This window comes from Chryseobacterium sp. JV274, assembly GCF_903969135.1.
In the GTDB taxonomy this organism is placed as follows: domain Bacteria; phylum Bacteroidota; class Bacteroidia; order Flavobacteriales; family Weeksellaceae; genus Chryseobacterium.
In genome coordinates, this window is sequence record NZ_LR824569.1 from 2,070,904 (window position 1) to 2,082,568 (window position 11,665).

Below are 11,665 nucleotides of genomic sequence, written 5' to 3' on the forward strand. Positions count from 1 at the left end.
TGATTGATATAAAATTATTTTATCTATTGAGAAGCTCTCTCAAAGATTGTCCTGAAGATACTTTGTCCACGAAAGCTCCTCCTGGTGCATTTGTAATACCATATATTCCCTGAATCATCTGTAAATCATAATCTGTATTTTTATCACTGAACATAAATTCACATCCTGGTGCTAGTGCATTACTTGTAACAGTACCTTCTCTCATATTTGTTTGAGCAGCAAATAAAACTATATTTTCATTAGGCTCCACACTCACCTGTCCCTGGGCATTAGAAGTAAATGCACAAAAGGGTAAAAATTGTCCATCTACTCTTGCTGCAAGTCCTATTGTGAGATCTGGAGTACCCAAAGGTCTTTCATTTCTTACCGTAATTACTCCTTCGGGGGCTGTCCCCCTAATAGAAAATGAGCCATTTGGATGGAAACTTACAGCTGTTCCTAAAGGTATTTCCTGTGATAATGCCTGCATTTGAATTGTCGTATTGGGAGCAATCATTGATTTATTGAAAACATATACTTTATATTCCGGTTCATAATCAATATCCACCATGCCAAACATATTGCTATAATCAATAGCAAACCAAGCCGGCACTCCTGAAGTAATCTGGTTCGTACCCGTTGCCCCTTTGTATCCCATTAATCTATAAGCATTTGCCTGCAGATATTGTAAAATTTCGTTCTGTTCCCCTGAGGTAAAATCAAAGTTAATTGAGAATATTCTAGTACCTGCTCTTTGAATGAGTGTCTTTTCCATTGTTTTAATCTTTGGTGTTCTTACTCTTTTGATATTAGGCTTTTCAGAATACGCCTTTGTTCCTATTATATTTTGAAGCTTCGCGAAATGAACAATTCAAAGTAACGAGATTTAACATCCAAAAAATACCGTATAAAATACCAAATTTAAAATTCAGTAATTGTACTCACTGATAATCATTAACTTATAAAAAAGGGAACATCTAACATGATGTCCCCCTAACCTAAATTTAAAACTGAGAAGCGTTGGCACTAATTCTTAATTTCATTTAATGTAATGGCTGCCGGTGTTTTTAAAATAGAACGATCCCAGACATCATTATTGGGAACACTGGTCCCATACAGAAAATCTGCAACAAAACTGTCTTCTGGCAGATGAAGCTCAGCGGAAAGCCTTGTCCGGCTGGTTTGATCAACGGAAGTACAGCTGGAAACATTTAATCCGTTATTAATCAATTCAATAGTAATTTCCCGCTGGGATCTTTTCAAAAAGCTGTTACTATATAACCCGAAATTTGCTGAAATATGGGTGTAGTCTGCAAATTTTCCGAAATCATAGATTGGCTTTTTACCCACAGAAAGATCTTTTATATATTCTTTTATTTTGATATAAAAACGACTGAGAAAGGGATGCTTATTATAATCTGTTCCAAAATAGGCATCGTTTTCTGTACTGAAAACGGATACTTTAGCATTGGTTTCTTCCAGCATCAATTTCCCATATACTTTTGAAAGGTCATTGTATACCTTATCCCGGCATATATATGCCTGTGAAAGACCATTGGCAGTCTCAATTTCATATCCGGAAAGCAGAGCATCCCAGATTTTATTGCCTTCAGCATTGGTTTTTTCATTCCTGATATCTGAAACATAATGATGCAGATCATCAATATGAATGAAGTCTGTAGAAATATAAACAGACTGCGGACCTTCAAGATATCCTCCTCCGATATCGGCGTGATCACCCGGCACAAAGATTTCTTTCCAAACGGAAGACACATTTTCTGATTTCTGATCTTCCATTATTTTTGAGTTCTCAAAAAAACCGGTAAGTGGAAAGAAAAAGCGGCTCTCATTTACTGCGCAAATATGCAGAGCATTCTCTACCTGAGCAGGGATATTCAGATTATAAGTATTGAAAGGTTTGGATTCTACCGTATCAAAAGCTCCTAAAAATTTTATTCTGCAGTTTCCCAGAGAATAATGAGTCAAAAGCTGATTACAAAAAGTTCTTGCCAGCATTCCTCCTCTCCCGAATCCATATATATAAAAATGGTATTCTATTGTCTGATCATGGATCATCTGCTGTGCAAAATCTCCTGCTTTCTGAAGTTTATCATCAGAAGAATATCCGTTGCCATAGGGTGGATTTGCACATGTTGCCATAGCAAAATTATTATCTTCACTGCCCGTTACGGTTCCAATTCCTTCGATATATATTTTTTCATCACCAATAAATAAGCTGTATAATTTATAGATATTGGTGAAAGTACCATAATAACTCTCATTGTTGTTCAGCGGTTTATCCGGTGAAAGAATATTTACTCCATTATTTCCTGTACCGTCAAAGAAAATCCCGACGGAAATCACTCTACTGCCATTCATGTTTTTACTTTAATTTTTTATTACAGATCTTGTTTGTGTTTTTTTGAATAAAATCCCTAAAAGAGACATTTCAAAATAACAGAAGAAAAACAAGGTTAGGTAGAGTGAAAAGTACTAAATAAAAAATTCCGTATTTCTACGGAATCAGATTACATTTTTTCAAGGGAATAAATATTGTTAATAATAGCATAAATCACTATTCCTACAGTATTTTTGGCTCCTATCTTCTCCAAAATACGCTGCCTGTGGCTTTCTACGGTTCTGGGGCTGATAAAGAGCTTTTCTCCTATTTCATTATTGGTAAACTCCTGACAGATCAGTTTTACTACATCCTTTTCTCTTTCAGACAGCTCATCTTCTGTTTCAAAAAGAGAATTTTTCTTTGCAGAACCATTCATATAAGTAAAAAGCATCTGATGGTCTTCTGCCGTAAAGAAAACTCCATTTTTATCAACCATCGTGATGGCATCAATAAATGTTTTTTTATTTGAATTTTTGGGAAGAAATGCCGATACTCCCAGCTTGACCATATATCCTAAGATAGAGGTTTTATAATGGGATGAAAGGATAATGATTTTGAGGTCAGGATATTTTTCCTTCAGGATTTCTACCAGTTCAAAACCGTTCATAGGTTTCATCTGAACATCTACAAGAGCAATATCAGGAAATTCATCTTTTGAAAGTTTTCCGAGGTCATCTATAAAATCGGGCCCGTTATCTGCGGTAAGGCATACCGATATATTTTTTTCATTAGACAGCAACATTTTTACCCCTTCGAGGATCAGCTGTTCATCATCAATCAGTGCTAGTTTGATTTGGGAACTCATGATATTTTGGAATTTTTATGATTAAACGACTTCCTTTATTTAAAAAAGTTTTTTTCCATTTGTGTGTTGCGTTCATTGATTTGATACGGGATTCTATATTTTTTATTCCCATTCCTTTTTTCACTTCTTCATATTCAAAACCCTGTCCGTTATCAGAAATAATGACAGCCATATTTTCAGGATAATCTTTAATATAGATCCAAAGATCTGCTGCATCTGAATGCTTGATCACATTGGTGGTAAATTCCTGAATAATCCGGTACAGCTGAACTTCTACGAAAAGATCTTTCTTTTCATATCCCGGCATTACCTGCAGGGATATATTAATTTTATGGGAAAGGTTGGCTATTAATTCTTCAACGTATAAAACCAATCCTACCGATTCCAGATTTACAGGGTACAATGAATGGGAAATACTTCTGGCGGCATCAATCAGAGAAGACATCTGGCCATAGATATTTTTTTTAATCAGATCATCACCCTGGGTATCGAGGTTATTCAGCCATAAAGAAAGAATATTGAGGCGGTTTCCGATATCATCATGAATCATTACTGCAATTCTTTTCCTTTCTTCTTCCTGGGCTTTGATGTTTTCCAGTACTAGTTTTTTCTGGTGAAGAACTTCAGCCTCATGTTGTACACTCTTCTCTTTAATAATTCTGGTTATAAAAGCTCTGTAGGCAAGCAGAATAAAGGATACTATAACTGTTATGGTAACAATTATAAGGATCAGCAGATTGATATTTAAAGTTACTTCTTTAATTTGATAAAAGTATATAAAAATGAACAGTACAAAATACTCGAAAGAATATTATTGGCACTGAGAATAATATAATAATCGTTTTCCGACAGTTCTGCAATCTGATGTTGGATGATAAAAATAAATACCGAAACAGAATAGTAGAAAAAAATACTGGCATCTACCAGAATAAAACGATTCTGATTCTGTACAGAGGTGTTTTTAATCTCACGGATCAGGGTAAACCCGGAAAGGCAGATGATAACAATATTGGAAACCACTTTTGCAATATCGGCATTGGACGGATAATCAAACCCATATTTTGAAATCATAAAACCTCCCGCCAGCAGGCCTGTAAGTCCCAGAACATATTTCGGCCAATCCAGTTTTCTGATAAATAAACCTGTCAGCAAGAAAAACTCTCCTGCAATATAAAAGGGATAAAGAAATGATGTATCATTGAGTCTGAAGATATAGGGCAGCGCCAGATTCAGCAGTTCAATAAAAAAAAGAAAAGCAATACAATAAAAATACGGCTTTTCTTTTTGGTTTAATATGCGGTATTTTGCTGCTCCCAGCAGTATAACAGATAGAAGCAGTGCATAATTCAGGAATAAAATTGCCTTATAAAGTTCAGCCATTCCTCAGTTTATCGTTTTTAAAATCCACTTCCGACATCTACGTCCGGAATACGGCAGATAGGAGGGCATGGTTTTGCCCAGTCATATGTATTGGAAATGGTCTCTGCTCCCAGCTCCGAATTTCTAAGATTTGATCGGGTAGAAATAAAAATAAGAGTTACCAGCATTTTCCCATAGATATCATTGTATCTAAGGCCAAAAGAACAGGTAATACCCAGCAAACCATCATCCTCAAGGCAAAGGTCTGCGGTAGGAACATAGAATTTTCTGAAAATTCCAATACCTTCATTTTCTCTACATTCTTTATAAAACCACTCCATACCTTCGTTTCTCCAACGTTCAATAGCTGATACTGCTATATCCTGCTCAAGAATAGGTGTATTGGAAACCGGGAATCCCATATTAGCATTCTTCTCTGTGCTTTGAAGATTTTTAGAAAGAACAGCATTTCTAACAATAGTGTATTCCTGAATCTCCTGCAGTCTCAAGTCTCTGTCAAGCTCGGTAAGGAAACTGTACGGATATTCTTTAACGTCTATTTTTACCCCTTCGTTATTCATAGGGTAAAAAATAAGAATCAGACGATCTCTATAAACTCCTACTGCTGCACAAAAGTCTTTATAGTCCTTGAACTCCTTCATCCACTCAAGGTGTTCACTGGAAATATTAAAAACATAGTTGGTAGGAATCAGCTTTTGAATTTTGGAAAAGTCAGAGAAGTACGCTTTCCATTCGTTTGATGCTGCTTTGCATTCTTCTACAGGCAGCATATAGTCTACAATGTTTAATGTTGACATAAGCATAGTTTTTAGTTCTATAAAAATATATAAACTAAACATGCTACGCAAGTAAGATTTTAATTAATAATTTTTCACTGTAATATGATAACAGCTCTGTTGTCTTTCTTTAATGTAATATATTCTACCGATATTTTGATAATACTTTAAAACTTTCTCCAGAGCGATTTCCATTTTCGGATTGTACTTCAGAACATTGTTGAATCTTACATAAGAAATGTCAAAAGAGTTACCATAATTGTGAGAACTAATCCCTAGTGAGGCATTAGAATTTACTCTTCTCAACCGGCATTGGTCTTCAAGAGTCCGGGTAATGGATGAAACGGTAAAAGTACCTCCTTTTGTATCTTTACTGAACTTTGAACCCATCTTCTCAAGGGTAGTTTTGGCCTTGGATACCATATAAGCCCTGCTGTAATCAAGTCTCTGAACCTGATATCCTTTACCAGATTTCTTTATTTTATGGAATTTACCTTTGTTGATATACTTTTGTACTGTTTTGGAGTCTTTCAACAGCTCTATTCCAAAACTCTTTGAGGCATCAAGATGGGGTTTGTAAAGCGGTGTAGGTTCAACCTTCAGTACAGTAGTAAGATCATAGCAGGGAAAAGCCTTTTTTGCTGCCTGCGAATAATGTAAACTATAAATAAAGGGTACAAAGACCACACAAAGAAACTTTCTCATTCACCATCCTTTTAAATTACAAATGAAAGATAAAACATTTATGTTATATCTTTCAAAACCGACTATAATACTGTATAAATAAATCCCAAACAAACTTTACACCAAATTATCGATTTTATAATTTTTGTTCACTCTTTTTTGAGTTTTTTTTTCAGTTTTAACTTTTTACTTTAAGATTTAAATTTTACATTTGAGATACATAAATAATAAACAACATGATAAAAAAACTTTTCGCTGAATTTTTCGGCACATTTTGGCTTGTTTTCGGAGGGTGTGGAAGCGCTGTTTTCGCAGCCGGTGTTCCCGACATTGGCATCGGACTTTTAGGAGTTGCTTTGGCATTTGGTCTTACTGTTCTTACGATGGCTTACGCTGTAGGTCATATTTCAGGAGGACACTTTAATCCGGCAGTTTCTTTTGGACTTTTAGCCGGGGGAAGATTTCCTGCCAAAGATCTTATTCCTTACATCGTAGCCCAGTGTCTGGGAGCCATTGTAGCAGCAGGATGTCTGTATACAATCCTAAATGGTGCAGGAGCGGTAGAATTCTCAAAACCCGGAGATTTTGCCACGAACTTTTACGGAGAGGCCGTTTACAACGGAAAAGCTTTCAGTATGGGAGCTGCGTTCCTGGCTGAGTTTTTATTAACTGCCTTTTTCCTTATTGTGATCATGGGAGCTACAGATAAATGGGCCAACGGTAAATTTGCCGGTCTTGCTATCGGTCTTGCTCTTACTTTGATTCACCTGATTTCTATTCCTATTACAAATACTTCAGTAAACCCTGCAAGATCACTTTCACAGGCTGTCTTCATGGGAGGAATTGCCATGTCACAGCTTTGGCTGTTCTGGGTAGCTCCTATTTTAGGAGGAGTTGTAGGAGGATTGATTTACAAGTTCTTGCTTCAGAGAGACACCGCAGAAATTGCAGATTAATTTTAAAATCATATTCAATGATAAAATCCTGTCAGGCGGCAGGATTTTTTTATTTTATGATCACAAATACACTATTCTAAATTTTTAATATAGAAAATTGAACTTTGCGTTAAAATTATATCATTTTATTTACCAGAATCTCCTGGCTTTATTTCAGTTTTTTGATATCAAAAGGATTTTTGAAGATCAGTTCTTCATGCTTTCCTTTGATCTCCATTTTACGCTGAAGAAGATTGAGCGCCATTTTCCTTATAAAAAAATCTTTATCATTCAGTTTCCAGTAAGAATCTTCATGAAGTTTTTTGGGTGGGCGGATCAGATAAAATTCGGTTTCCCAGGTGTCTGCGTTATGGTAAAATTCAATAATTCCACAGTGTTCGGGGATAAGGGCAGCATTTATCATTCCCATCGGAAGTAAAAAGCTAAAAGAATTACACATATAATCTCCACAGGAAATTTTATCGTGCTTCAAAAATTTTTCTCCGGTATCTTTATTGAGATATGATTTTTTGAAATCATTTTTAAAATCACTTTTCGAAAACTTAATCTCGATTTCATGACTTCCCCCTTCTGAATCTATGATCAGAATATCTGCTTCCCAATCGGCCTGAAAATAATTGGTCAGTACGATTTCTTTTTCAAAATCGCAATGGGAATGGATATAGGCGTGTATGAGTTCTTCTATTTTGATCATTGTTAAAATATAAACACAATGTTTACAAAGTTCTTTATTTACTTGCTGTTTAATGTTCGCAAAGACGTTTCACTCAGCAAAAGTCGCAAGCTATTTATTATGATACAAAATTGACAAGCAAAGCGAATTGACTATTCACAATTGTCTTGTTATATTCAAAGCATTAGCTAACCAGCAGACTGCATCCTCTGATATCAGAATGATCTATTCTTCCCAGTACCTGAAATTTATTACCTGTAATTTTACCTAAATCCTGCGTCGCAATAAAAGAGCAGGAATGGGTATTGGCAAGATCAATGATATTAATAGCTCCGGTTTTTCCTTCTTTTTCATAGGCCAGAGGATCTTCTGCATTCCGAACCATGATTCTCATCCAGTTAGGACATACATATTCATTATTCCCAAGGGAATACGCTTGTGAAAGCAACTCTGTCATGGAGTATTCTGAGTAGATTTTATCTGTTTTAAGACCGTCCTTTAAGATTTTCAACAATTCATCTTTCGTCATTTCTTCTTTTCTGCCTTTCATTCCTCCGGTTTCAATCACTATTAAATTTTCAAGAAAATTCAGAGATTCTTCGCTTCTTTCGGAATGACAGTAATCCAGGAAGTCAAGAAGAGCAAAGGAAACTCCGAAAAGAATGACTTTTTTATCCTGAAGTTTATTCAATAACTCAAAAAGATCAGAATGGTTATAAAGGAAATATCCGTTTTCAGGTTTGGCAGATTTTTTCATCAGATAATCTACCATATAGATCAATGACGAATGCTGTTTTTCCAGATAACTTGGAAGTAAACCCAGAAAAATAAAGTCTTCCGGCTTCCCAATAAACTGTTCAAAACTTTTATAAATACTTTCTTCATAAAGTTCCGGATCTGCAATGAAATGTTTTGACAGATTCATCTGCGTTGTTCCTGAACTCTGAAAAAACAGATCGGTTGTTACATTCTTATCCAGAATCTGATGATTTTTGAACATTTCGATAGGCAAAAACGGAATCTTCACCAAACTATCCACCTCATCAGGATTAACATTCAGAAAGTCGATGAATTTCCTGTATATTTCAACATTTTCATATTGATAGCGAAATGTTTTCAATGATGCATTCAGGAAATCCTGTTCAGTCTGTATATTGAATATATTTTTTAATTCCATAATCTTTTGAGCGCCTTATCACTTCAGTATAAAGCAATTATAAAGATAAAATATTGATATTTAATATTTTTTTAATCTACAAATTACATTTTGGTAAGCTTCTTGCACATACCACAATGGAATATGGATTAAAAACAAGAATGGGTTTCGGCCCGTTCGAAAGTTACCTCTTTTTGGGGGTAATTTTTTTTGCTTTATTTTTCAAAAGTCTTCAGTTCAAAATCCTTTTCAAAAACCCCATAGGTAAAATAGGAAATCCAGTCTCCAAGGTTGATATATTTTGAATTCTGCTCCAGATCAAGCACCATTGGGAGATGTCTGTGTCCATAGATGAAATAGTCTATCTTCTCTGACTTCAGTTTTTCTTTGGAATAAATGATCAGAAATTCTTTATCTTCTCCCAGAAATGCTTTGTCTTCTTCTCCGGAGATCATTTTATTTTTTTGAGAAAGGTATAATGCAACTTTCATCGCAATATCGGGATGAAGCCATTTGAAGAACCATTGTGCCACCGGATTTGTGAATAATTTTTTCATTCTCTTATATCCTTTGTCACCAGGTCCCAGCCCGTCTCCATGGGCCAGCAAAAACTGCTTTCCTCCCATTTCAAAATATTGTTTCTGATAAAAAACAGTACAGCCAATCTCCTCTTCCAGATAATCTTTCATCCACAGATCATGGTTTCCGACAAAGAAATAAATATGAATTCCTCTGTCTTTAAGTTCTGCAATTTTTCCGAGTACCCGGATATACCCTTTGGGAACCACATGTTTCCACTCATGCCAGAAGTCAAAAAGATCGCCCATTAAAAACAAAACCTGAGCATCTTCTTTGATCTCATTCATCCAGCGTATAAATTTTTCTTCACGCACTTTGCTCTCACTTGGAGTGGGAGCTCCAAAATGCTGATCTGAAGCGAAATATACTTTTTTTCCAGGTTCTAAATTAATTGTTGTCTTTAACACTTTCTGAGTTTTGGGGTAAATTATTAATTATCTTCTGCAAACCATTCTCCATAAGAGTTTTCTGTCTCATGAAGTTTAAGATAGGCTAAAGAAATTCCATCAGGAAGTTTTGATTTTACTTTAGCAGCAATAGCATACAACATGTTTTCACAGGTTGGCTGGAAACTGCAATAGATTACTTTATGCCCTTTCTGTTCCAGGTCATCTCCCAATTCTTTGTGTGGAGACAGAGCATTTACAAGAACCGCATGGTCCCATACATCTACAATTTCGGAATTTACGATACTTTTGATATCTCCGAAATCTACCACCATTCCATTTTTAGGATTTTCAATATCATTGATCGGTTTTCCTTTCACTGTTACAAACAGCTTATAGGAATGTCCATGCATATTTTTACACTTCCCATCGTAGTTGTAAAGCACGTGAGCTGTTTCAAATGTAAAAATTTTTGTAATACGTATCATACTGCAAAGATATAATAAAACGGCCTAACTTGGAAAGCCAGACCGTCTATAAATTGATTCACAAAATCTATTGAAATTCTCAGGATTTAATCTGTAGATAAGTGTTCTGCGGCATTTGTATGTTTTATAAAAATTATTCCATCAAAACATTCGTTTAACTTAAGGGGTTCTGTGATGGTAAATTTTTCTGTTGCTGGTGTTATAGGGTTGTATCCCAGAAGTCTCATTTTAAAAGCCTTTCCATATATTTCTTCATTGCTGCTGCGGAAGTCTACAAAATAGTTTTCACTTTTTTTGCTCCCCAATTTCTCTTCCCAGCTATTTTCCAATTGTTTTGGCAGTGGATAAGAGCTGTATTTGTTGTTCTTTACTGCACGGGGATCTGCAGTAGCACTATAGGTTCCTAAAACAGTAGCTGTTGCCAGTGCGTAATATTTGTTTCCGTATTTTTCTTTTAAATACCCTCCCATACCATCTACCAGTATAGGTTTCAATGCAACATGTCCGTCATGTGCAAAAAGAATCATTTTTTTATCATACCCTGACTGAATGTTTTTAATCATCTCGGCCATGATAAAATCTCTGGAAACATCATAATTCTTTTTACTCGCTTCATAAGGTATTTTAAATCCAAGTTCGAGATGCTCTAATGCCAGTTTTGAACTCAAATCCATTTTCTTACCATATAAGCTGTCTACCTTTTTAGTGAGTATATATCCTTCTGTCCCATTTTTTATTACTTCCTTCATATTCAATCTGAAAGATGGATCATTTTGTTTTTCCCACATTCCATCCTGTAACATGGCTTTTTTTTGAATTTCTCCTGTCATCTCAGAATAGTCCTTTCCAAAATCATCGGTTTTTTTCAAAATTTCAGCACTCTTCGTGAGAGAATCAGTATCGAATCCGGAAATGATTACTTTGTCTTTATGATTCTTATTGTATGCTCTGATCCACTCCAAAAGGGTATTAATTTCTTTTGTCTGCCAGATAGAAGTCATATATTTTTTCAATGCCTCTTTTAAATCAACATCAGAGTTCACTGCTTCATTAAGGAATACGGCATCACCATAAGAACTTTCAAAGGCTACAATTCTAAAATCATTTTTGCTAATCAGCTGTTTTGAGATTTCACTTCTTATTTCATTAAACTCTTTGGTTCCATGTGTACCTTCCCCCAGTCCAACGATTACATAATCTTTTATGTGTTCACTAATTTTTTTTACAGCCTTAGTTTGGCTTGTAGAGTGAGTTTGAAATTGTATTTCTACTTTTGTATTCTGTGAAAATCCTATGGAGGAAATTAATATGAGATTGAGTAAAAAATATTTCTTTAGCATTATATAATTTTCAATGGCTTGTTCTTACCTAAAGACAGCATAAAAGCCTTATTTGTTACGGT

At 35.2% G+C, this 11,665-nt stretch carries 13 protein-coding genes; 1 reads left to right on the forward strand and 12 read right to left on the reverse strand.

Annotated elements, in window-relative coordinates; genetic code table 11:
- Positions 1–19: 19 nt before the first annotated feature.
- The 7 genes from CHRYMOREF3P_RS09645 to CHRYMOREF3P_RS09675 form a co-directional block, all read right to left on the reverse strand.
- On the reverse strand, positions 20–754 hold the full coding sequence (locus tag CHRYMOREF3P_RS09645) for a hypothetical protein (RefSeq protein WP_180564492.1): 735 nt from the start codon (positions 752–754) through the stop codon (positions 20–22).
- A 251-nt stretch (positions 755–1,005) separates the two neighbouring features.
- On the reverse strand, positions 1,006–2,358 hold the full coding sequence (locus CHRYMOREF3P_RS09650; protein WP_180564493.1) for a T6SS phospholipase effector Tle1-like catalytic domain-containing protein: 1,353 nt from the start codon (positions 2,356–2,358) through the stop codon (positions 1,006–1,008).
- A gap of 149 nt (positions 2,359–2,507) precedes the next feature.
- Entirely contained in the window at positions 2,508–3,185 is a 678-nt protein-coding gene (locus CHRYMOREF3P_RS09655) for a response regulator (RefSeq protein WP_047386609.1), read from the reverse strand.
- Entirely contained in the window at positions 3,154–3,735 is a 582-nt protein-coding gene (locus CHRYMOREF3P_RS09660) for a sensor histidine kinase (protein ID WP_228408910.1), read from the reverse strand. Before CHRYMOREF3P_RS09660 ends, CHRYMOREF3P_RS09655 begins: the two co-directional genes overlap by 32 nt.
- Positions 3,736–3,935: 200 nt before the next feature.
- Positions 3,936–4,565, reverse strand: a complete 630-nt coding sequence (locus CHRYMOREF3P_RS09665) for a hypothetical protein (protein ID WP_077419131.1) — start codon at positions 4,563–4,565, stop codon at positions 3,936–3,938.
- A gap of 17 nt (positions 4,566–4,582) precedes the next feature.
- The gene (locus CHRYMOREF3P_RS09670) at positions 4,583–5,362 is read right to left on the reverse strand and encodes a hypothetical protein (protein ID WP_232538996.1); all 780 of its coding nucleotides are present in this window, start codon (positions 5,360–5,362) and stop codon (positions 4,583–4,585) included.
- A gap of 63 nt (positions 5,363–5,425) precedes the next feature.
- Positions 5,426–6,046 carry a DUF5715 family protein gene (locus tag CHRYMOREF3P_RS09675; RefSeq protein WP_077419129.1) on the reverse strand — a complete coding sequence of 207 codons (621 nt, stop codon included), beginning with the start codon at positions 6,044–6,046 and terminating at the stop codon, positions 5,426–5,428.
- Between the two features lie 218 nt (positions 6,047–6,264).
- Here CHRYMOREF3P_RS09675 and aqpZ point away from each other — a divergent pair, with 218 nt between their 5' ends.
- Entirely contained in the window at positions 6,265–6,981 is a 717-nt protein-coding gene (gene aqpZ, locus CHRYMOREF3P_RS09680) for an aquaporin Z (protein ID WP_034696881.1), read from the forward strand.
- A gap of 148 nt (positions 6,982–7,129) precedes the next feature.
- Here aqpZ and CHRYMOREF3P_RS09685 read toward each other — a convergent pair whose 3' ends face one another.
- From CHRYMOREF3P_RS09685 to CHRYMOREF3P_RS09705, 5 genes are all read right to left on the reverse strand, one after another.
- On the reverse strand, positions 7,130–7,675 hold the full coding sequence (locus CHRYMOREF3P_RS09685; RefSeq protein ID WP_180564495.1) for a hypothetical protein: 546 nt from the start codon (positions 7,673–7,675) through the stop codon (positions 7,130–7,132).
- A gap of 163 nt (positions 7,676–7,838) precedes the next feature.
- Positions 7,839–8,831 carry an acyl transferase gene (locus CHRYMOREF3P_RS09690; RefSeq protein ID WP_180564496.1) on the reverse strand — a complete coding sequence of 331 codons (993 nt, stop codon included), beginning with the start codon at positions 8,829–8,831 and terminating at the stop codon, positions 7,839–7,841.
- 194 nt (positions 8,832–9,025) lie between these two features.
- The gene (locus CHRYMOREF3P_RS09695) at positions 9,026–9,796 is read right to left on the reverse strand and encodes a UDP-2,3-diacylglucosamine diphosphatase (protein ID WP_180564497.1); all 771 of its coding nucleotides are present in this window, start codon (positions 9,794–9,796) and stop codon (positions 9,026–9,028) included.
- A 23-nt stretch (positions 9,797–9,819) separates the two neighbouring features.
- Positions 9,820–10,263 (reverse strand): 6-pyruvoyl trahydropterin synthase family protein, encoded by a 444-nt coding sequence (locus CHRYMOREF3P_RS09700; RefSeq protein WP_077419125.1) that lies wholly within the window; start codon positions 10,261–10,263, stop codon positions 9,820–9,822.
- 86 nt (positions 10,264–10,349) lie between these two features.
- Complete coding sequence (locus CHRYMOREF3P_RS09705) at positions 10,350–11,603, reverse strand: erythromycin esterase family protein (protein ID WP_180564498.1); 1,254 nt, start codon at positions 11,601–11,603, stop codon at positions 10,350–10,352.
- Positions 11,604–11,665 lie beyond the last annotated feature (62 nt).

Bases quoted from the DNA above. Each gene is read 5' to 3' on its own strand.
- CHRYMOREF3P_RS09690 (WP_180564496.1), bottom strand. From the start codon at position 8,831: ATGGAATTAAAAAATATATTCAATATACAGACTGAACAGGATTTCCTG.
- CHRYMOREF3P_RS09685 (WP_180564495.1), bottom strand. From the start codon at position 7,675: ATGATCAAAATAGAAGAACTCATACACGCCTATATCCATTCCCATTGC.
- CHRYMOREF3P_RS09700 (WP_077419125.1), bottom strand. From the start codon at position 10,263: ATGATACGTATTACAAAAATTTTTACATTTGAAACAGCTCACGTGCTT.
- CHRYMOREF3P_RS09645 (WP_180564492.1), bottom strand. From the start codon at position 754: ATGGAAAAGACACTCATTCAAAGAGCAGGTACTAGAATATTCTCAATT.
- CHRYMOREF3P_RS09670 (WP_232538996.1), bottom strand. From the start codon at position 5,362: ATGTCAACATTAAACATTGTAGACTATATGCTGCCTGTAGAAGAATGC.
- CHRYMOREF3P_RS09675 (WP_077419129.1), bottom strand. From the start codon at position 6,046: ATGAGAAAGTTTCTTTGTGTGGTCTTTGTACCCTTTATTTATAGTTTA.
- CHRYMOREF3P_RS09660 (WP_228408910.1), bottom strand. From the start codon at position 3,735: ATGATTCATGATGATATCGGAAACCGCCTCAATATTCTTTCTTTATGG.
- CHRYMOREF3P_RS09650 (WP_180564493.1), bottom strand. From the start codon at position 2,358: ATGAATGGCAGTAGAGTGATTTCCGTCGGGATTTTCTTTGACGGTACA.
- CHRYMOREF3P_RS09655 (WP_047386609.1), bottom strand. From the start codon at position 3,185: ATGAGTTCCCAAATCAAACTAGCACTGATTGATGATGAACAGCTGATC.
- CHRYMOREF3P_RS09665 (WP_077419131.1), bottom strand. From the start codon at position 4,565: ATGGCTGAACTTTATAAGGCAATTTTATTCCTGAATTATGCACTGCTT.
- CHRYMOREF3P_RS09705 (WP_180564498.1), bottom strand. From the start codon at position 11,603: ATGCTAAAGAAATATTTTTTACTCAATCTCATATTAATTTCCTCCATA.